23 protein-coding genes and 1 pseudogene are annotated in these 18,976 nt (G+C 39.1%); 3 read left to right on the top strand and 21 right to left on the bottom strand.

Annotated elements, in window-relative coordinates:
• Window positions 1-198 precede the first annotated feature (198 nt).
• From ACOZB4_RS19820 to ACOZB4_RS19890, 15 genes and pseudogenes are all read right to left on the bottom strand, one after another.
• The gene (locus ACOZB4_RS19820) at window positions 199-825 is read right to left on the bottom strand and encodes a lysozyme (RefSeq protein WP_379404901.1); all 627 of its coding nucleotides are present in this window, start codon (window positions 823-825) and stop codon (window positions 199-201) included.
• A pseudogene (locus ACOZB4_RS19825) lies at window positions 822-1,090 on the bottom strand (phage holin family protein). The gene ACOZB4_RS19820 and the pseudogene ACOZB4_RS19825 overlap by 4 nt, the downstream one beginning before the upstream one ends.
• A 30-nt stretch (window positions 1,091-1,120) precedes the next feature.
• The gene (locus ACOZB4_RS19830) at window positions 1,121-1,318 is read right to left on the bottom strand and encodes a BhlA/UviB family holin-like peptide (protein WP_379404899.1); all 198 of its coding nucleotides are present in this window, start codon (window positions 1,316-1,318) and stop codon (window positions 1,121-1,123) included.
• Between the two features lie 67 nt (window positions 1,319-1,385).
• Window positions 1,386-1,496: a CD1375 family protein gene (locus ACOZB4_RS19835; protein WP_379404897.1), complete on the bottom strand. Its 111-nt coding sequence runs from the start codon at window positions 1,494-1,496 to the stop codon at window positions 1,386-1,388.
• The gene (locus ACOZB4_RS19840; RefSeq protein WP_379404895.1) at window positions 1,489-2,082 is read right to left on the bottom strand and encodes a hypothetical protein; all 594 of its coding nucleotides are present in this window, start codon (window positions 2,080-2,082) and stop codon (window positions 1,489-1,491) included. The genes ACOZB4_RS19835 and ACOZB4_RS19840 overlap by 8 nt, the downstream gene beginning before the upstream one ends.
• A gap of 199 nt (window positions 2,083-2,281) precedes the next feature.
• Window positions 2,282-2,770 carry a hypothetical protein gene (locus ACOZB4_RS19845; RefSeq protein ID WP_379404893.1) on the bottom strand — a complete coding sequence of 163 codons (489 nt, stop codon included), beginning with the start codon at window positions 2,768-2,770 and terminating at the stop codon, window positions 2,282-2,284.
• A gap of 217 nt (window positions 2,771-2,987) precedes the next feature.
• Window positions 2,988-3,458 (bottom strand): hypothetical protein, encoded by a 471-nt coding sequence (locus ACOZB4_RS19850; protein ID WP_379404891.1) that lies wholly within the window; start codon window positions 3,456-3,458, stop codon window positions 2,988-2,990.
• A 173-nt stretch (window positions 3,459-3,631) separates the two neighbouring features.
• Window positions 3,632-4,342: an alpha/beta fold hydrolase gene (locus ACOZB4_RS19855; RefSeq protein WP_379404889.1), complete on the bottom strand. Its 711-nt coding sequence runs from the start codon at window positions 4,340-4,342 to the stop codon at window positions 3,632-3,634.
• 272 nt (window positions 4,343-4,614) lie between these two features.
• The gene (locus ACOZB4_RS19860) at window positions 4,615-4,884 is read right to left on the bottom strand and encodes a type II toxin-antitoxin system RelE family toxin (protein WP_379404887.1); all 270 of its coding nucleotides are present in this window, start codon (window positions 4,882-4,884) and stop codon (window positions 4,615-4,617) included.
• Window positions 4,868-5,092, bottom strand: coding sequence for a hypothetical protein (locus tag ACOZB4_RS19865; protein ID WP_379404885.1), 225 nt, complete (start codon window positions 5,090-5,092; stop codon window positions 4,868-4,870). Before ACOZB4_RS19865 ends, ACOZB4_RS19860 begins: the two co-directional genes overlap by 17 nt.
• 570 nt (window positions 5,093-5,662) lie before the next feature.
• Window positions 5,663-5,878: an adenylyltransferase/cytidyltransferase family protein gene (locus ACOZB4_RS19870; protein ID WP_422759608.1), complete on the bottom strand. Its 216-nt coding sequence runs from the start codon at window positions 5,876-5,878 to the stop codon at window positions 5,663-5,665.
• A 181-nt stretch (window positions 5,879-6,059) separates the two neighbouring features.
• Window positions 6,060-7,109 (bottom strand): hypothetical protein, encoded by a 1,050-nt coding sequence (locus tag ACOZB4_RS19875; protein WP_379404881.1) that lies wholly within the window; start codon window positions 7,107-7,109, stop codon window positions 6,060-6,062.
• Between the two features lie 273 nt (window positions 7,110-7,382).
• Window positions 7,383-9,095: an AIPR family protein gene (locus tag ACOZB4_RS19880; protein ID WP_379404879.1), complete on the bottom strand. Its 1,713-nt coding sequence runs from the start codon at window positions 9,093-9,095 to the stop codon at window positions 7,383-7,385.
• 268 nt (window positions 9,096-9,363) lie between these two features.
• On the bottom strand, window positions 9,364-10,023 hold the full coding sequence (locus tag ACOZB4_RS19885; protein WP_379404877.1) for a hypothetical protein: 660 nt from the start codon (window positions 10,021-10,023) through the stop codon (window positions 9,364-9,366).
• A gap of 225 nt (window positions 10,024-10,248) precedes the next feature.
• Window positions 10,249-11,211, bottom strand: coding sequence for a DUF2971 domain-containing protein (locus ACOZB4_RS19890; RefSeq protein WP_379404875.1), 963 nt, complete (start codon window positions 11,209-11,211; stop codon window positions 10,249-10,251).
• Window positions 11,212-11,568: 357 nt separating this feature from the next.
• Here ACOZB4_RS19890 and ACOZB4_RS19895 point away from each other — a divergent pair, with 357 nt between their 5' ends.
• The gene (locus ACOZB4_RS19895) at window positions 11,569-11,652 is read left to right on the top strand and encodes a putative holin-like toxin (RefSeq protein ID WP_220687457.1); all 84 of its coding nucleotides are present in this window, start codon (window positions 11,569-11,571) and stop codon (window positions 11,650-11,652) included.
• 434 nt (window positions 11,653-12,086) lie between these two features.
• On the opposite strand, the gene ACOZB4_RS19900 is transcribed toward ACOZB4_RS19895, so the two are convergent.
• From ACOZB4_RS19900 to ACOZB4_RS19920, 5 genes are all read right to left on the bottom strand, one after another.
• Window positions 12,087-12,893: an ankyrin repeat domain-containing protein gene (locus tag ACOZB4_RS19900; RefSeq protein WP_379405605.1), complete on the bottom strand. Its 807-nt coding sequence runs from the start codon at window positions 12,891-12,893 to the stop codon at window positions 12,087-12,089.
• Between the two features lie 264 nt (window positions 12,894-13,157).
• On the bottom strand, window positions 13,158-13,811 hold the full coding sequence (locus ACOZB4_RS19905) for a lysozyme inhibitor LprI family protein (RefSeq protein ID WP_379404873.1): 654 nt from the start codon (window positions 13,809-13,811) through the stop codon (window positions 13,158-13,160).
• A 233-nt stretch (window positions 13,812-14,044) separates the two neighbouring features.
• Window positions 14,045-14,587: a DMP19 family protein gene (locus ACOZB4_RS19910; RefSeq protein WP_422759610.1), complete on the bottom strand. Its 543-nt coding sequence runs from the start codon at window positions 14,585-14,587 to the stop codon at window positions 14,045-14,047.
• A 124-nt stretch (window positions 14,588-14,711) separates the two neighbouring features.
• Window positions 14,712-14,819, bottom strand: a complete 108-nt coding sequence (locus ACOZB4_RS19915; protein ID WP_422759611.1) for a hypothetical protein — start codon at window positions 14,817-14,819, stop codon at window positions 14,712-14,714.
• Window positions 14,771-15,814 carry a tyrosine-type recombinase/integrase gene (locus ACOZB4_RS19920; protein WP_422759613.1) on the bottom strand — a complete coding sequence of 348 codons (1,044 nt, stop codon included), beginning with the start codon at window positions 15,812-15,814 and terminating at the stop codon, window positions 14,771-14,773. The genes ACOZB4_RS19915 and ACOZB4_RS19920 overlap by 49 nt, the downstream gene beginning before the upstream one ends.
• A 485-nt stretch (window positions 15,815-16,299) precedes the next feature.
• On the opposite strand from ACOZB4_RS19920, the gene ACOZB4_RS19925 reads away from it, so the two are divergent.
• Together ACOZB4_RS19925 and mraY are read left to right on the top strand one after the other, a co-directional pair.
• Entirely contained in the window at window positions 16,300-16,884 is a 585-nt protein-coding gene (locus ACOZB4_RS19925) for a TetR/AcrR family transcriptional regulator (RefSeq protein WP_379416672.1), read from the top strand.
• 78 nt (window positions 16,885-16,962) lie between these two features.
• Complete coding sequence (gene mraY / locus ACOZB4_RS19930) at window positions 16,963-17,913, top strand: phospho-N-acetylmuramoyl-pentapeptide-transferase (RefSeq protein ID WP_379416670.1); 951 nt, start codon at window positions 16,963-16,965, stop codon at window positions 17,911-17,913.
• Window positions 17,914-18,000: 87 nt separating this feature from the next.
• Here mraY and ACOZB4_RS19935 read toward each other — a convergent pair whose 3' ends face one another.
• Complete coding sequence (locus tag ACOZB4_RS19935; RefSeq protein ID WP_379416668.1) at window positions 18,001-18,948, bottom strand: aminoglycoside phosphotransferase family protein; 948 nt, start codon at window positions 18,946-18,948, stop codon at window positions 18,001-18,003.
• Between the last annotated feature and the right edge of the window lie 28 nt (window positions 18,949-18,976).

Raw genomic sequence — 18,976 nt, forward strand, 5'->3', positions numbered from 1 at the left:
TGTACATTCTTCTCGTTATCATTTTGGCAGCAGGTTGTTGGATCTAAAAACTGATGAAAACAGAAGCTGTTCCCAAAGCCATGAAAATGGCTGCGGGACAGCCCATTACAAAAAAACCATTCCGGGGTAAAATGAAAGTGTCGCTAAACCATCAAAAAAGACCCTGCCAGCCAGTAATAGGCCCGCAGGGTACTCGTGTTATTTGTTTAATTTCTGGAGAATACTTTTTTCCAAACGGAGGAAGACGATTGCCGCCTCTTCGCGGATCAAAGGATCTCCGGGGCGGCTGCCATCGAAAAGCCCTTCCTTTTTCGCTACATCCCAAGCAGCTGCTGCCCAGGGGCTTACTTTGTTGATATCTCTTTCTTGTGCCACCGCTTTCTCCTCCTTCTTATTAAAAAGTGTCAATTCAGCCGCCCTGCGACGTACCAATCCAGCTAGGACCTTCCCACCTGCTTTGTTATATGCCGTGATGTTTTGGGCGATTTGATCGATGGTCCGGCCTGCGCATAGCTTTTTAAGGTTCCCTGCGCCGCAGTTGTAGCAAAAGCTGACCAATGCGTCGAATTGATTCTGGTTGAGTTGAGCCGTTACTGGCACATATGCCTGGTCATTAACGTATGCTTCGAACTTTGCCAGATCCCTAACCAACATATCATCCGCCTGTGCCTGTGTTATGGTCATTCCCTGTTTTACATCAGGCCCATGATGTCCCCAACCAATCGTCCAATATTTTTCCGTTGGCACTGGCTTGTACGCCGTTAAGCGGCAACCCTCAAAAGACTTGATAAGACTAAGCCCTGCTTGTGATATTTTTCGGTTCATTGAGCATCACCTATTTTCTTGGCTTGTTTCAAAGCCTGATGCCCATACACTGCAGATGTCCCGGCGAGTATGCCTTGGATCAGCGACTCAACGGACCACCCGAGCAGGCCGATTGTCAGCCATACCGCAATGATCAAGACAATGTATACGATACTCCAATCGGCAACCTTCGGGTTTTCTTCAGAATCCAACCAATTACCCAACATGCAGCCACTACGATTAGCAGCCGCGGATCGATCAATTCAAAAATCATGTTCCATTCCATATTTCACACAACCTCTCTAATTTTTATTTATCAGTGCCTTGGGAATCGATCTTTGATGTCTCGAAGTTCTCCGATAATCACTTCATATTTATCACTAAACTTGTCCAACAAATCCTGTAATCTACCCTCTCGTTCCTTGTTGGCTCGCATCACATAAATTAGCAGCCATACAAACAGCAAGGCAAATGGCCCTTGTGTTAGAAAGTATTTAACGACTTCATTCTCCATCGCCCTTCCCCCTGTATCTCTAATAGAAATAGCCCCCGGACAACCCAGAGGCAAAATAAAAACGCCCTTATTCGGTGTCAGCTTCTAAAAGTTCTTGTACTTGGTCTTTCCAGCGAAATGGCACATCATCAATTGTCTTTAGGTCTTTACGGATAAGATCACAATAGATTTTAGCCAATGTCCTCACCTCCTGAGCCTGCATATATTTCTGCTAGTTCTGCCAGGGCAAGTTGCATTTCGGTCTTGTCGGCTTCCTGGGCTTCGGCCAGTTCCGTCAAGGCCAGCTTCAGCTCCACATTCTCCGCTTGCAGGCGTTCCAGCTCGCTCGGCACCTGCGGCTGCGGTCGCGTAATCTCCTCAATCTCTTCCGGCGTTAGTCCTTCGACCCATAAATCGGGCATAGGCGGTGACTCAGCGTGTGGCATATCACCTCGTCCATCTTCGGGCAGTGCCGCCCACTCGTCATAGGTCTGCTGAAACTCAGTCAGCGCAGTATCAACGGCGTCACGGTATGCCTGCCAGCCGTCAAGGTCGAAGCGCGGTCGAAACAGTCCGGGAGTAACCGGCACACCAACAGTGTAACCCGCGATTTCCGGTTCCGCTTCCTCCTCCGGTTGCTCCTCTGCTTCTTGTTCAGCTTTGTCCGGATCGATGAGCTGCGGCTCGATTTCCGCATAAAAAGGGACGACACCGGAAAAGGCATCGTCCACTAGCGTATCCTCTATATAGAAGCCATCTGTATTTACTTTAGGTACGGCTTTCATGTGATACCTCCTTTTTACCATTCCGCTATAAACGATACGTTAGCCATATCTACATAGGTACTTCCACCGATATATAGAAGCACACTGCCATCTGTCCCTAGAACAACTTCACCCATTCCAGAAGTACTGCCAGCGGAATAATATACTGGAATAGTTACTGTCCTCTTCGGGCGATATCCTGCAGGGAGTCTAAATAGTACTACTCCTTGAGCAACATTACCCCAAGCACACGCCCTGTTATTTGAACTCGACTACCTACCTTTGTATATTGTAGTGTTTCTCCCGATACGCCTGACCACCCGTTAAGTAGTGTCGGATTAATCCAGACGATAGGCTGATCCTTTTCAACCTTCTGCTGCATCAAGACATTTACGGCTGTCGCACTCTGCTGTACGGCATCGGTCAACTCTTCGAGCATGGCCTTTTCGTTGGCGGCGTATGATCCGGCGAATGGACCGATAAGGGATTTGTCGAGCATCAGGTATGTGACGGAATAGGCTGCGGATGGATCGTAACTATCCGTTAATTTATTTTTCTCATAATATGTAATAAATTCATTTACTCTTAAAGAATCAGCCGACGTATATTCCCAGTCCTGCGAAAACGAAGTAAGTGGCGATAAATGTAATTTCTTTATAAGACTTTCAATTGATTCTTTATCAGCATACTTAGGACTAGTCTCCTCCATTTGTCCGCACCTCTTATTTATTTCTTATTAAGCAATTTCAGCTAACGTTCCCGTATTCACGACGCGAGCCGGCCTTAGATAGCTCCTATCTTAGGCCGGCTCGTGTGTCGTCCGAGTTATCTTCCATGATTATACATCGGACGACCAAGGGGTGTAAGCCCCGTAGCATGAATATTATGTTATGTGATGCCTCAGTCATCTTCGATTTACTTTTATATTAGTCCTTTTTTAAATGCAATTTATAAATCTTTAATATATATTCTTTATCTTCTGAGTCATCATTATGTCCTTCTATTAGTAACCCATTATGAAATGGGGACCCTAAAAAATCATCAAGTATTTCTCTTGGGTTATTCAATATTTGTATTTCACAGCTAAATGGTAATTTCTTGTTGATGTCAGATATCAGATTGAATCTTAATTGACTTGCCATAATATCAAACCATAAATAAAAAAACATACCTAGATTTGAACTAGAGCGTTCTATTTGATCTTTCCGATTCTGTATAACTTTATTTATAAATTCATCGAAATCGTCAGTTGTAATTTGATTAATCAGATCAGGAGAAATCGAGATTCTCCACATATTTGTTTCAATTTCTTCTTGAAGATCAGCTTCAGAGGAACCGATATAAATTAAATCGTTTATTATATCTTGAAGATCTTCAAAATACTGTTCCTTATTCATTTGTTTTTCCTTCTTTCATACAATACGGAGGTTTCCTATAACGTTCAATGTATTCACGACGTCCGACGTAGTCGGATGTGTCTGCTGAAACGCTTCTAAGAAATCAAAACCAGCAGACCAAGGCTCCTTCGGACCGCAGCTTGAATATTATGTTGACGGAATCTCTTCTTCGATTAATCTAAAAATCCCTTTATTGTTTCATATAGTTTTGATCTTTCATTTCTTCTTATATCATGTCCACTCTCTTTAAATTCTTCTATTTGAATTTCCGGAAATTGTCTTTTGTATTGTTCTAATCCTTTATTGGATAATAGAGAATCCTTTTGTAATCCACGTATTACAAGCACTGGTTTTGAAAATTCGAATGTGATCTGTTCTTGTATCGAGTCTCGTTGAATTCCATATACTGCTTCCGGCCTAATATTATTAATCCTTCTATAGGGTATTAAATAGTTCTCAATATAATCATGTGCCCATTCGACTGGCATCGCCTTATGTTCAAGTGGATAATCTTGAATAATTAACTTTTTAATTCGTTCTGAATACATTCTTGTATAACCTAAAGCATAAGATACACCTCGTGAGTAACCAAACAAATAAAAATGATCTAGACTAGTTTCTTTAATCACAGACTCTATATCCAAAATATGATGTTGCAAATCATAACCATTTTGGGGTGTATCACTCATTCCCCTTCCTCGAAAGGAGAGCGCAACACACCTTCTAGGTAACATAAACTCAATAAAATCTTTATATTCCTCAGCCACTTCTGAGAGACCGGGACATATTAAAAGAGGAGTTAAGGACTTATCAGAATCATAAAAAGAATCAAGATAATGTACTGTACTATCACTGTTTCTAGTATTCTTTGAAATTAACGCCATCGAAACACCTCCAAACCATGTAAAGATTCTGTCGTATAACGTTCCCGCATTTCTGACGTCCAAGCGGCTTAAGGCACAAAGTGTCGGGTCGTCAGATTTAGCCGATTGGATGTGTCGCCCGATTCTACTTCTCTGGCCTACTTTTGGCGACCAAGGAGCGTCAGCGACGAAGCAGAAATGTATTGTTATAAGATGTTGGCGTCTTCTTGAACATCTCACATAATCATTTTCAAACAAAAAATAGCCCTAACTTTATTGCTAGGGCTCTGATGTTATTTATATATGTCTCCTCTAGGTCCTATACGAACTACAAAAACGATTAATTCATAATTAAGAACCTCATAGATTATTCGGTAATTCCCTACCCGTAATCTATAGATGTTGCCTTCTTTACCCTTCATTTTCTTCGTATTCGGGTTGTTAAATGGGTCATTACATAATTGCTCAAGGGCTACAAAGATTCTTCTTGCGATAGTTCGGTCTATTTTCCCTAGGCTCTTTTCTGCTTCACTTGAAAATGTCGCTTTATATTTCAAGTTCACGTTTTAGGTCCTCCAAGGATTTAGTCTGACCATTTTGAAACTCATGGCGTCCCTGTTCTATCGCCTGAATATCTTCTGGAGTCAAACAGTCGTCTTCCTCATCAAGCTGTTTCTCAAGTAACCATGATAAAAAGCTCTTTGCGACAACCTTATTCTTATCATTTAAGTTACCTAATATGTTTTCCAGTTCATCATTCGGGACACTCATCAACTGTACCCCCTTTTATTTAATCATTCTTATTATACGCCAATATATAAGGAAGCTCCAGACATTGCTTTTTTATGCTACATCGAAGTATTAGCCTTCACAAATCCGCTCTTACGCCAATTTCTATAACGTTTTAGTATTTACGAACCCGAAAGGCTTAAGGTACGTCAGCATCGGGTCGAAGGCTTAGCCTAGCAGGATTGATTGCCTGACTCCGCTCCTGGCTTCTTATCTTCCAGCAATCCCAGGAGCCTTAAGGAATACAATGTTATATGCTGTTGCTGCCATCTTCGACAAACAAGTTAGATCCTTATATCAATGATTTTATATATTCTATTGCTTCTTTAGATACGTAATTAGATAGGTGATTTACTTGTTTCGATTCTATAAACATCCTTACTAGTGTACTGCTTGTATTTAGATGATCAGTTTTTGGAGTTAGATATACTGTTTCTGCCGTGCATATTTTACTATTGTATTGTTCTAATTTTATTTCATGGTCTAAAACTGTTGAGCCTCTAATACCTCTAATAATTACATCGATATTTTCATCATTCACAAAATCAGCAACTATTCCATTATGTTGATCTTAACGTTTTTCAAATGATTGGTAGATAGCAATACAATTTTGCATCTTTGTTCTGCACTAAACATATGATTTTTTTGAGAATTCTGGGCAATAACAACAGTCACGGAATCAAATATTCTTGTTGCTCGTTCGAGTATATTTAAATGTCCTAATGTAAAAGGATCGAACGATCCTGGATAAACTGCTTTCATACTCATCTCCAATTTTTTAGATTTGCAGCAATTGCATATAACGTTTCCGTATTTACGACGTCCGGCGAAGTCGGATGTATCAGGCTGCTCCTGCTTCCCCGAAATGCTTCTGCCGAGCCAAGGGCGTATGCCCGATGCGTAAATGTAATGTTATCAGAAGTTCATTCTCCTTTGAATAATCTGCAAATCATTTATCTTTTAAACGTTCAATAATTTGGTTTATTAAACTGGTCATTTCCTTTATAAAATCAATCAGTTCTTTATAAGACTTTATTTCGTGAGGTAACTTTCCCTCATGTATTACGAAATTACTATATTGGTATGCCCTTCTTAGAGGATATGTTAAATTTTCATTTAGTATATTTTCTCTAGCCAGTAAAGAAATTATTTTTGAGACAGGAAATTTAGTCTCCTCCTGGAACACTTCCAAATAAAGATTTCTAAGTAGTTTTTCAAGGATGACTCTTTGTCCAAATACTTCATAGATATCTTCTTTATTATCAAATAATTGTTCGAAAGTAACTTCCTCTGACTCATCAAATTTCGGAAGTTTAATTTCGCTTTGATTAATTTGTAATACTTTCTCTGAAAATTGACTATTTTCTTTTTTTCTATCTTTACCTTCAATAAATTTTTCGAGCACGCTATGTATCGCAGGCGCCGCATATAAATACAGCAAAACCAAAGCTAACATTAGCACATTAACAAATATAGTATTTAAATCTTTAATGTATAATAGGAAATTCCCGAATGCCATTATAAACGATAAGATAGGTATAGCTATTAAAGCAGATATTCGAGGGCTTATAATTATATCTTGGTCACTATTTGGCTGGTCCTCTAACAAACCAATTGAATAATTGCTTAAAATATCCTCAAGTTCTTTAAGTAGCTCTCCCCTCATACTATTGCCTATATGTTCATTTTCGTACACTTTTGCATACACCATTTCTATCACTTCAACGGTGCTCACCTTTAATGTGCAGTTTTTAATTGATTCAAATCCATCTATAACAACCTGTAAATCAATTCTAGAAACAGGAACCCCGTTACTAACATGGTTCCTTATTATTAAATTTGTGATCTCGTCTCTTAATCGTAATGTTTCTTTTGCATGTTCTCTTCTGGAGCGATGTTCTTGATATGCAAAAAAAATCACCGCTAATACCAACGAAATAATTGTTGCTGAATTCACCAAAGATGTAGAACCTACAATACTATTCCAAAAAGCACTCAAAATCAGATCTCCTTTAAATGAATTTCTGATAACGTCTCTGGTATTCACGAACCCGAGAACCTTAAGCCAACGGGGCGGCCGCAAAGCGGTTAGGTTCGCAGGGTCATCCGCCTACAAAACGCCTCATTGAAGTGCCTCGGGCGGATCGAGGGTCGGCGAACGCCGATCCGATGTGTGAATATAATGTTATCCGATGACCGCTCTTCGTTGAAATCCTTTCATTTACTTTATAAAGAGAATCCCCAACCACTATGGATTGGGGATTACAAAATATTAAGCCGAAACACCAGTAAGCTCCAAATTTATGCTTTTCTCTAAAAATTCTTTAAATTGGCTCGACTTTGCAACTGCATCGATTGAAATCTTGTATGTTTCATTAAATTCATATACTTTTTCTGGTAGCCACTCGATAGCTTTATTTATCAAATTCGTATCAATTGGTTGGTTCATAATCTTTAGTATATCTGTTATATAGTATTCAGAGTTTTTAATTACCATTGATACGTAAATATAAGCGATATGAAATTTAAAATTAAGTTTTAGGGAATTTATTTTGTCCCCATAGTCATTTCTCAATAGAGATTGAATTTCAAGCATAAGTTTGCCGCAGAATAAATACACAGGGAGTGGTACCTTTTTATTAAAGACTTTCTGATAGTCACTTTCCTTTTTAAGTAATGAGGAAGGTCTTGCCCGTGCAAAATCAGGTTCTCTATGAATTATTGATATAATAGATTGAGCAAGAAATGGTATACTAATGATTTTATCTGCTGTCTTCCCAGTATTTTTGTAATAACCCTTTCTTCTATCATAGAACAAGTCATTTTTTTTAAAATATTCTTCAATTTCTCTTTGAAAAATATCAGTTGCTTTTAATGACGATATCGCTATAGGAGTTTGAAAATTAGAAGCCTTAATAACTTTATCAATTACTTCAGGATCATCCTTGATAATAATTTTCACTAAAATTGATCTAATTTCATTTTCAATACCATATTCCTTTAAATATTTATAGATTGATGTCGAGGATTGTAAGCCATTTACAATTTGGACATTCTCAAGCGTTAAATCTTTTGCTACGGCTGAGCCTTTGTCCGCCAAAATAGTGACACCGTTATTGAGAACCCAAAAGTTTATCTGGTGATCGCTTTCCAAGCTTTTTTCTATATCTTTATTTACTTCTACTGCTCCCTGATAATCCCTGACATTTAAATCAAATATATATTTCCTTAGCTCCTCATTTTCATCAGTAATAAAATCATAGTAATCCGTTAATTTTACTAAAGCTAAATACCCCTCCTTAGCAACAATTGGATTTTCACTTAATTTTAAAGTTAATGTATATGGTTTCTCTTTTCTATATAGTTCAAGCAGTTCTCCTATACCATAGTATAGAAAATCAACTTTGGCGTTTCTAAAGAATTGCTTTGTTTTGTTTATAAGAATATCTTCTTTAGCCTTAACATTTTCATGGATATTCTGAGAAAACCCTCTAGATGCATAACAAAACTTGATATTTAAATCAGGGAATTTCGAAGCTGTTTTTTTGTATACCTCTTTAAATAATATTGATTTCTGATAAAGTCTATTGTTTAATAAGTTTTCCTTTGATTCTAGACTAGTGAAGTTAAATATTTGATCGATTGTCACTATAATTTTATCCAAAGGTGTAGCCTCAAATGATTGAGTTGTTTTAGATTGAATAATCCAAATCTCAACCTTAACATTCCTTCTTATATTTTCTATAGCATCTATATCATCAATTATTTGCCCATCAATAAATATATAAAAAGAATCAATACCACCATCAAGTCCGCCATCAACTATACCTTCTTCGATTTCTTCTAAAGACATGTTATTTTCTTTTAATATTTGATCAGCAGTAAATAATTCAAACAATTCAGATGGTTTTAAATTACCGTTAATATCAAGTTTATAATCATCTAAAATTGCATCTAGCAGAATTTGGTCGTTTGAATTGTTCATTTCACTTGTCTCCCGCAGGCTAAAATTTATTTTTATATTATACTATTTTTGCCAGATATTTTCGAGTATTTTCGAGGTTTTCGGATAACGTTTCCGCATTCCTGACGTTCAAGCAGCTTAAGTGACCATAGGGAACGGGTCGTCAGACTTAGCCGGTTGAATGTGTCGCCTGAACTAACCTCTACGAAATCCATCTTAGCGACCAAGGAGCGTCAGCGACGATACAGGAATGTAATGTTATAAGATGTCCCCCGCTTTCTACGACAATCTATACAAGAGCCCTTTCAATAAATCCATATTCCTTTGTTTTTAGGTTAATTATCCTTGTTCTTAAATCGTTCTTAGAAATGAAAACTGGCTCTCCCACTCTATCAATACAATAAGCTATTGGGATTGAAATACCGCAGTTTCTATATGAACCATCTGCATGACTTGTACCCAGTATCATCGTATTATATTTAACTGCGATTCTCTTAGCCTCAGAAATCCACTCATCAAATTGTTCTTCACTAAACATTCCTACACCTATCGGATGTGCAATATAAGTTAAACTTGTATCATATTCTTCCAATCCAATTAATCCTTGCAATAATTCTACACATAACAAATAACCGATCTTGTTCCCATCAACCTCAACTGCAGAAGGAGTATATAAACGATCATCCATGGGTGTCTTTGCACGTTCTAAGATGATCTTTCCATACTGATTTATTATTAACGCTCTATCTTTCTTGTTGTTATCTCTATAACCGGTAATTATCATCTTCTTATACTTATTTGCTAATGCACATGCTATTGATACATTTTCTTTATCTGTAATGTAACCCTCTGGAAATAACACTGTATCGAAATCATAATCTAAGGCTAGTTCTGTTTGGAGTTGTTTAAGATTTCCTTCATGGTTTGGCTGAGAGATAAGGATCTTCATAGATTGTTCCCTCTTTTCAATAATTTTGCGGGGATTTCTTATAACGGTTATGTATTCCCGAACCCGAGAACCTTAAGGCCCGAAGGGCCGGCCGCGGCGCGGTTAGCCAGTGCAGGGTTGTCCGCCTGATCAACTTCCCAGAAATAGCTTCTGGCAGACCAAGGGCCGAACGGCCCGCAGTGTGAATACTTTGTTAAGCGATGTAACCGACCTCAAGATATGCTTTCAAATGATTTGTTCTTTTGTGAGTTGAAAGTTTGTGTTCCCTAATCTCATTTGAAATACGTTTATATCCTTTTTTTCAGCAATTTTCATCAGTTTTTCTTTAATATCAGGCTTTATTTTTGCTCCTAAATAAACTCCCTTTGGTTTTGGTACATGTCGATTAAATGGTTTAAAATCTTCACCAATTGGAAATGCCAGTCTCCATTCACGTTCATATTCCCATTCCTTAGATTTAGAAATTGCTGAGAATGTACTGACCAGGTTATTATATCTTCCAGGTGTATTGAAATATGGCGTCATATCAAATAGCTCATTTGAATATATCACTGGCTGTAACGCTCTTGTTAGAATATCCTTTCTCCCACATTGCTTAAAGTCATATTCCAAGCAAAAACCCGAATGATTTTCTGCATAGTGACTCCACATTAATGTAGAATCATTTACTTCACTAAAACAACAAACATACGTACTTCTTTGAACACGATCAATAATTGCAATTAATTTCTTGTAATGGACATCCTCTATGGTCTTTTCAATTGTTATTGCAAATTGATCTAATGCACCTGGATCTTGATTAACTGCTGGATCTAAGCTTAGACCAAATTTCAGTATCTCCATAAATGGCTTATCTCTTAAATTATTTATTACTTCATCTATCGAGTACTCTAGTTTGTGCGTTCTGATTATCGTAGGTATTTCATTTAATAGACCTTGCCTCATTCTTTGATCTACAAACTTTTTAAAATCTAGAGTATGAGCACAATCAAATGGATCATTAAAGTTATTTGCTGATGTTACCCGTACTTCATCATTGATAAAGTTTTCTAATGAATATTGACTAAATGCTCTATATTTAAATAGTGAATCTGGAATGTTTAAATATTTGAGTTCCATAGCTTCTTCCATTTTCATTTCTTCCTGATTTGTTGGATACATCAATTTCAAATAATCTTTTTTCCACATTTTTCTACCCCTTTTCGGTTATTTCGCTTAACGTTCCCGCATCTATGACGCGACCCGGCCTTAGATAGCTCTTATCTTAGGCCGGGTCGTGTGTTGTCTGAATTTACGACTATGAGCTTGCTTCTGACAACCAAGGGGCGAATGCCCCGCAGCTTAGATGCATTGTTAAGTGATGTTACTGCCTTCTCTGTATTTACATTCTCATAAATGTTTTACAGTTATATATTGTTTCTTATGTATTCTAGTTATTTATAGTATTTTAATGGTATTTCATCATGTCTTATATGTTATAATTTTCTAGTACAATATACGGCTTTAAGGGCGGTCGGCTAATCTCCCAGAAGGGAGGTGATGCCCATGGAGGTCAAAGATGCACTTTCCTTAATGTTCATGTTCGGCATGTTCATTCTGGCATTGCTCACCTACATGAAAAAGAAATAGACCGCCCTCGCTAAGGTAACGGTCTATTTCTCGACCTAACTCCTGTGGCCGACTGCTCTTTATGCAGTAATTGTGTATTCTTACCTCAGTATAACTCAATTTATAACGCTTTTATAGGTTTTATTGATTATTTTTTATTTATATAAGGTCTGTAATGTTGTCTGTAGTAATTTCAGCTAACGTTTTGTATTCTCGACGTCCCACCGACTTAAGGCGACGAAGTCGCCGGGCGTGATGCGCTTAGTCGGTGCGGATGTGTCCGCCTGAATTAGCTTCCTCGAATTGTCGCCGCGGTGGACCGAGGGCCGAATGGCCCGATGCGTGAATATGGTGTTATGCGATGCCCTTTCCCTTATTGATTAACTTACATATATTCAATTGATTATCTCTAACAACCGAAAAAACCAGCATCACTACTATATAAGCTCCTGATTTTAATTAGCATTAATCAGTTCTACGATTTCGGTTTGATTTGTTTCAATAGCTCTGTCCAAAGGACTTCCATTATAAGATAGTACTTTCCCTTTGAATTTCACGTGAGTTTTAAAGTCAACACCTAGTCCTAATAATAGTTTAACTATCTCCTTATATCCTAAACCGCAAACCCAGAACAATAACTCTGATTTAGGGGTTGTTTCACTTTTGAAATCCGCCCCATTCTCTAATAAGTATTCGGCAATTTTTATATTGTTTCTCCAACAAGCCCATTTGAACGCTGTTGAAAAATATATCTTATCAATTCCGTTTTCTACTAATGTTTTAGTTGCTTCTAAATTTCCGCCATCAAGATTCGTTGTAAAGTCAAGTAGTGAGCTTTTCAGACCATCAACTTGATTTATATCAACCCCCATGAATAATAGTAATTCAATTATCTTCCTACTTCCGTGTGCGCAAGCAAAATGAATAGGTTGCAGATTGTTTGAACCTTTTGAATAGATGTCTGCTCCAACTTCAACTAAGTATTTGGTAACGTCGTAGTGATTGTTAGTAACAGCAATTGATAACGGACTTTGTTTTGCAACATCTTTAATTTCCTTGTCTACTCCTGCTTCAATTAAAAGTTTCACAATATCCAGATTTCCATTTCTACAGGATATTTGTAAAGGAGTCCCTTGAATTGGGCTTGAATAGTCAGTAAGCTTTTTATTGAGTGCACTAGGCTTTACGTTAATCAAAAGCCTTTGTACCAACTCTTTATTTTGGTTGTAACAAGCAAAATGTAAATTTTCTTCATTTGTCATTGTTGTCAATTAAAATCATCCTCTCAATATCATGTTGCAAGGGTTTCGCATAACGTTGTTGTATTCACGAACCCGAGAGCCTTAAGTGACCGCAGGGAACCGGTCGTCAGACTTAGGCTCGCAGGGTTGTCCGGCTGACTCTGCTTCTCCGAAGTTCCTCGGCCCGGACCAAGGGAGCTTAAGCTCCCGCAGCGTGAATACAGTGTTATGCGCGGTTACTGTCTTCGAAGCATCACCTAAAAACTTTTGGTCAAGATTCCAACTCTATTTTTTGCTTTGGTATAAAAACTCAACTTCACCATCTAGCAAATATCGATATTCAAATAATTGCATTGTTCTTTCCCTAATTCTCTCCTTTATAACCCTGCCTAGACTTACCGATCCTTGTGATCCAAGGTAACCATTACTAATAAATGTTTTCTCTACAAATTTTGTTTCCCTTAAGTGATACTGTAACCATTCTTTCTGCGATTCAATTAGTGCTTCTCTTGGTTCTCTATCCAACTTAGAAAGAAGTTTTTTATATATTTGGTTCAACTCTTTATCCCAAATCTCTGTATATTTGCCTTCCAACGCCCCCCATGCCAATGTTGTTATAATCTCTTTGGAATTCTGAAATTCATTAAAATCCACTTCATAATCATGATCTATAGGATTTCGAAGCATTTCATCATAGAATTCTCCTTTCAACTCATAGTTCCCAATGCTCATGGATAACACTTCATTGTTAGAAGGATCTGATCGAACTTCAGTTATTTCTTTCGAATCTGTTCCATTACCTGTACTCGCTACATCAGGGGGCAGTTCAGAATTCATTGTTGATTTAGTTTCGCTGTTCAAGGTAGTCGATTGACTAATATTTTGACATGATGAAAACACTATCGTAATAAAAAATAATAAGAGTATCTTACCTTTCATAAATTATCTCCTTAAATATTATCTTTAGTATTTACCGGTAATGGCGCATAACGTTGTTGTGTTCACGAACCCGAGAGGCTTAAGTGACCGTAGGGAACGGGTCGCCAGACTTAGGCTCGCAGGGTTGTCCGGCTGACTCTGCTTCTGTGAAATTCCTCGCCGGACCAAAGGAGTTTTAGCTCCCGCAGCGTGAAAATGGTGTTATATGATGCCACACGACTCCGAAGCCAAACTTACAAATTCCTTATGTCTGTTAATAATTCAGCTCGGTTTAAATCTATGTACTCAAATAAGTATTCAAATATATTTCGATCTTGATATAGATATAAATTCGTTTCTTCATTTATTATTTCTTCAAAATTCAATTCATGTACTTCTTGGCTTTTCAAGACTTCATATTCACTTCTTCTATTAATATTTTCTCTAAGTACTTTTATTTCGATTCCATTCTTCTTCAATATCTCTTTAATTTTATTCATTACCCTATAATCATCAATTGCATTGATGCGTTTAAGAGTATCAATTGTTTCATCTAACATTAATCCTGTAGAATTCTCTAGAAATCCAACTATTCCACTCATCGCTAATTCAGTATCGAACTCAATAAGTAAAATAATATCTTGCAGCCAAATAGGTAAAGAATTAAAATCTTCTTTAACTTTAGAACCTTCTTCTTTATAGAGATTCGTACATACTTCACCAACAATATCTTCCGCAGATCCATTTTTTATTGTAACGAGAGAGATAAGGTTATCGATTTTCTTAAAGACTCCCATGATATCACCTTCAAAATAAATATCTTTCGTGTGGTTTCATATAACGTCTTTTTCACGAACTTCGCAAAAATATCATCTCTTGAGGTGTTTACGAACTTCGTGAACACACCTTCAACAACCAAGTTTACGACTCCTCTTCCAATTGATCTAACGGACTTTTAATTCTTCTTATGTCCTTCACACTCACATGTGTATACCTTTCGGTGGTGCGTACACTTTGATGACCGAGCAACTCTTGAATGAAGCGAATGTCAATTCCACCTTCCAACAGATGTGTAGCGAATGAATGGCGCGTAAGGCGTGAATACTAACCTTTTTCTGGATTCCAGAAGCAGCACGTGCTTGTTCGAACACTTTTTGAACCGTTCGTTCAGTAATATGGCGCTCTGGGTGTTGACCTGGGAACATCCACTTCTCAGGCTTTTCTTGTTGTAAATACGGTTGAATCATATCCATAGCTGTATCGGATAATAGCGTAAGACGATCCTTTCGATCTTTGCCTTGATAAACTCGAAGTGTTTTTCGCTCGAAATCAATGTCTTGAGTTTTCAATCGGACCACTTCCCCTACCCGTAATCCTGAAGAATAGGTAAGGTATAGGATCGCACGATGTTTTAAATTATGGAGTGCTTTTAAGATCAACATCACTTCGTTCATCGATAACACATTCGGCAACTTCTTTTCTTTCTTAGGGCGAACATAAGAGACTGTTTCCTCAAGCAATAATACTTTTTGAGCATAGAATTTGATCGCGCTGAGCGCTTGATTAACATAGGAATGGGAACATTTCCTATGAAGTAAGTGTAAGGAATAACTCTGAATCAATTTCTCGTGACCCATCCTCTGATTTTGCTGCTGTACAAAAGCATGAAATCGATGGACTTGACTACAATAAGCTTTTATCGTTTTTTTACTATAACCTCGAAGCTGCAGTGCATGAACGAAAGACCTTTTTATCGACTCATTCCATGAATAGATTGGAATGTGTTCCTGCATGTGAACTTCATTGTTAAACAAGTGGCACTCTTTCATCAACACGCTATCAACATGAATCTTCGTTCCTTCAAAATGTGTATGCAACTGTTGAATGGATTCGAGTGTATATGGAATCAGCCAGACCTTTTTATCACGGTCCCATTTCCTTACTGGAATTTCTCGAATCTTCATCACCATTTGTTCATCATACTTAAAACGGACATACAAGGAACTTTCATCATTTCGAGACACCCATATTCTCACATTCCCACCCTTTCATTATAGCAGCCACCTAATTATTGGAAAGCAAAAAGAGCTCACAATCGCCGTTATCGACGTTGTAAGCTCCCGATACTTTCGGTGCTGTCCATCCTTAATGATCTAACCGCATTCAGTTAAATTGTAACCATTAAATAGATTAAACCATAATCAAGGTAGCCATGGCTCCCTCATTTCTCACCTTACTTCAAGCACGAAGATGCAGTGCAAGCGAAATCTTGGCCTTTGCGTGTAACATGATGACTAGTAGCGTAGCGAATCGGTCTTAATGCTTCATGCCGTCTTCGAGCAACTCACATCTTAAGATATATGACCATCTGCGTTTGGCGTCGATTCTTACATGAAGAATAGAGACTCGTGGATCTTACTACATCTCCTACCCAGATTCAGTACATGATGGTATTTTGTATAATAGAGAGATACATATTGTGGAACTGCGAAGGAGTGGAGCTACTGTCATGAAACCGGAGTTAGATCCGAGAGAAATCAGAACTCTGCAAAAAATAAAAACCGCTCTCCTTCACATGATGGCTTCCCGAATCGATCCCATATCCATTACGGATCTATGTGCCGAGGCACAAGTGACACGGCCTACCTTTTACAAGCATTTTAGTAGTGTAGCCGAGTTAATGAAGGTCATGTCCAAGGAGATGATGGAAGATTTGGAACGCTGCATCGTGATCGAGAAAAAAATATCCCTTCAAGAGGTTGATTATGTGGAACTGCCCTCCAATATGGTAGCTTTATTCAACCATGTGCTGGAGAATCGGCAGTTTTACGAAGCCTTCATTTTAATCCAACCGGACACGCCATTTACGCGTTATTTCAAAGCCACGCTATACCTTTTTGTAAATGTCGGGCTTGAGGCATCTATCGAGACAGGCGCCCAGATCAGCGTTCCGTCCGACGTGGTGATCAACTTTATGACGGGCGCGTTTCACGAGACCATCTTGTGGTGGATGTTGAATGGATATCCCTACACTCCACAGGAAATGACGGCCATGGCATTACGCTTGTCCATTAACGGACCCTATCAATTCTAGAAATTTGAAGGAATATTTGTCCATTTCATCGAAATACAATGTACTAACACGAAATCGATAGAAAGAGATGTGTATGAGATGAATGGAATTCTGGGTGTATCCGGACTATCGTTCTTGCTGGTAACGCTGTTCACCCCCCTGCTTATCTGGGGATTGCGTACGTTAAAGCTTACGCAGCCAATCCGGACCGAGCTGCCTCCCGATCATCAGGCCAAACGCGGGACGCCGTTAATGGCAGGTCTTATATTGCTGATTGGCGTTGCGATGTCACTGCAATTTCAACCCGCGCCACTTACCGTTTTCTTATGCTCGACCTTTCTTTTGTTCAGTTTGATCGGATTTATGGATGACTTCAAAAAAGCTGCATGGCAGGACCCGTCCGGCATTTCCGGTCGCATGAAGCTTGTTTTTCAATTCCTGTTTACCGGCACATTACTGTATGTGCTGTTCCATTTCTTTTCACTGACAAGTGATATCCGACTCTTCAACGGGTTCCAACTCCATCTGCCGGTTAGCGTGTACGTCATCATCATGCTGCTATTCATTGTGGGTTCGGCGAATGCCATTAACTTTACCGACGGTTTGGACGGACTGTTGATCAATGTGGCCATACCCACCTACTTTTTCTTCTTCTTAATCTCCGACAAACCGGAGGTTCAGATGTTCTCGCTGGTCATGATCGGCTGTCTGCTCGGCTTGCTGCTCTACAACATTTATCCGGCCCGGGCTTTTATGGGGGATACGGGATCCCTTGCCATTGGCGGTTCCCTTTCATTCTTAGCGGTGATCGAGAAGGTCGAAATTCTGATTCCGTTGCTGTTCATAATCTATTTAGCCGAGCAGCTCTCGGTTATCCTGCAGGTATGGTACTACAAACGGACCAAGCTGCGTCTGTTCCGAATGACCCCGATCCATTTCCACTTCAGTCTCAAGTACGGCTGGAGCGAGAACAAAATCGTGATGATCTTCGGTTTTGTCTCCTGGTTTATGGCTCTTCTCTGTTGGGTACTTGCAAAGTATGTGATGTGAAACACCGAAATAGACAAGCAAAAAAAGCCTCCTGGTAGGATTGAAGCGTGCTTCACTCCACTGGCTGGCTTTTTTCATGTATAAGGATCAGTCCCGATGGGAAGAAGCGATCTCTTCCAGCTCTTTTCTCAAACTCAGGAGCGTTAACGCACGCTCTTTGTCATGCTGGACATCATAAAGCAGTTGCTCCATGAACTCCCAGACATCCTCCAATTTGCGTCTGCCTTGATAAAACTGCAACGCCTCAGCGTTTATTACATAATCACTGTGCGTTTCTTTATAAACCCTCATAAATTGATCAAAAAAGGGCTCATCCACAAAAGACATCATATCCGCCTCAACCGGTGCCAACTTCAGTCCTTCCCAATCGATCAGCTTCAGTTGCTGCCCCGTAGACATCAGATTCCATCCATGAACGTCGGTATGGCATAATGCCATTCGCAGATCACGATTCTTCAGCGCTTCGGACAACTCTTCAACTTTAAGCATGATTTCCTTCAATCTATCGATATAATGAAGCAGCACTTCCCCGAGGTCATACGGCAACTCCTCGTCCAGCGTGCTCTTTAGCTGCCCAAGAAACGGCACCGTGTAGTTTTCCGTCATGGCACTTGTCACAAGCGGAACCTCTGCCCCATAGCGATGGAGCTCTGCGATCATCTCCGCTAGCTGCCGTACCTGATCCTCTGTCAGTTCTTGATCGGCAATCGTGTCCCCAACGATATATTCATACAGCAGATAGATCCCTTCGTCATCCTCGCATTGATAACTGCCGTCCGTCGTGAGAATGGGGGCTGGAATCTTGCCCTTCAAACGGCTATGCTCTTCAAGCCACAGCAATATCGGCACATAATCATCAATGAGCGCCGTCCACTTGGGAGTGGATGCCCGGCTTTTCTCATAAGCCTTCAGGAAATAATGCTCGTTATGGCTCCTGACTCTAAATGCGAGTGCAGCCCAGCCACCCTGCTGTGGTGAAATTTCGGTATGCTCCAAGCCATAATAATCCTTCAACATGTTTTGTAGACGCTCCATGGGTCCTCCTATCAACCTTTTTATAAAT

Source organism: Paenibacillus sp. NPDC058898 (genome assembly GCF_049316025.1).
Taxonomy (GTDB): Bacteria; Bacillota; Bacilli; order Paenibacillales; family Paenibacillaceae; genus Paenibacillus_AQ.

Excerpts from the sequence above, each read along its gene's own strand:
- ACOZB4_RS19820 (WP_379404901.1), bottom strand. The coding sequence starts at position 825 with ATGAACCGAAAAATATCACAAGCAGGGCTTAGTCTTATCAAGTCTTTT.
- ACOZB4_RS19830 (WP_379404899.1), bottom strand. The coding sequence starts at position 1,318 with ATGGAGAATGAAGTCGTTAAATACTTTCTAACACAAGGGCCATTTGCC.
- ACOZB4_RS19840 (WP_379404895.1), bottom strand. The coding sequence starts at position 2,082 with ATGAAAGCCGTACCTAAAGTAAATACAGATGGCTTCTATATAGAGGAT.
- ACOZB4_RS19845 (WP_379404893.1), bottom strand. The coding sequence starts at position 2,770 with ATGGAGGAGACTAGTCCTAAGTATGCTGATAAAGAATCAATTGAAAGT.
- ACOZB4_RS19850 (WP_379404891.1), bottom strand. The coding sequence starts at position 3,458 with ATGAATAAGGAACAGTATTTTGAAGATCTTCAAGATATAATAAACGAT.
- ACOZB4_RS19855 (WP_379404889.1), bottom strand. The coding sequence starts at position 4,342 with ATGGCGTTAATTTCAAAGAATACTAGAAACAGTGATAGTACAGTACAT.
- ACOZB4_RS19865 (WP_379404885.1), bottom strand. The coding sequence starts at position 5,092 with ATGAGTGTCCCGAATGATGAACTGGAAAACATATTAGGTAACTTAAAT.
- ACOZB4_RS19870 (WP_422759608.1), bottom strand. The coding sequence starts at position 5,878 with ATGAGTATGAAAGCAGTTTATCCAGGATCGTTCGATCCTTTTACATTA.
- ACOZB4_RS19880 (WP_379404879.1), bottom strand. The coding sequence starts at position 9,095 with ATGAACAATTCAAACGACCAAATTCTGCTAGATGCAATTTTAGATGAT.
- ACOZB4_RS19885 (WP_379404877.1), bottom strand. The coding sequence starts at position 10,023 with ATGAAGATCCTTATCTCTCAGCCAAACCATGAAGGAAATCTTAAACAA.
- ACOZB4_RS19890 (WP_379404875.1), bottom strand. The coding sequence starts at position 11,211 with ATGTGGAAAAAAGATTATTTGAAATTGATGTATCCAACAAATCAGGAA.
- ACOZB4_RS19895 (WP_220687457.1), top strand. The coding sequence starts at position 11,569 with ATGGAGGTCAAAGATGCACTTTCCTTAATGTTCATGTTCGGCATGTTC.
- ACOZB4_RS19900 (WP_379405605.1), bottom strand. The coding sequence starts at position 12,893 with ATGACAAATGAAGAAAATTTACATTTTGCTTGTTACAACCAAAATAAA.
- ACOZB4_RS19905 (WP_379404873.1), bottom strand. The coding sequence starts at position 13,811 with ATGAAAGGTAAGATACTCTTATTATTTTTTATTACGATAGTGTTTTCA.
- ACOZB4_RS19910 (WP_422759610.1), bottom strand. The coding sequence starts at position 14,587 with ATGGGAGTCTTTAAGAAAATCGATAACCTTATCTCTCTCGTTACAATA.
- ACOZB4_RS19925 (WP_379416672.1), top strand. The coding sequence starts at position 16,300 with ATGAAACCGGAGTTAGATCCGAGAGAAATCAGAACTCTGCAAAAAATA.
- mraY (WP_379416670.1), top strand. The coding sequence starts at position 16,963 with ATGAATGGAATTCTGGGTGTATCCGGACTATCGTTCTTGCTGGTAACG.
- ACOZB4_RS19935 (WP_379416668.1), bottom strand. The coding sequence starts at position 18,948 with ATGGAGCGTCTACAAAACATGTTGAAGGATTATTATGGCTTGGAGCAT.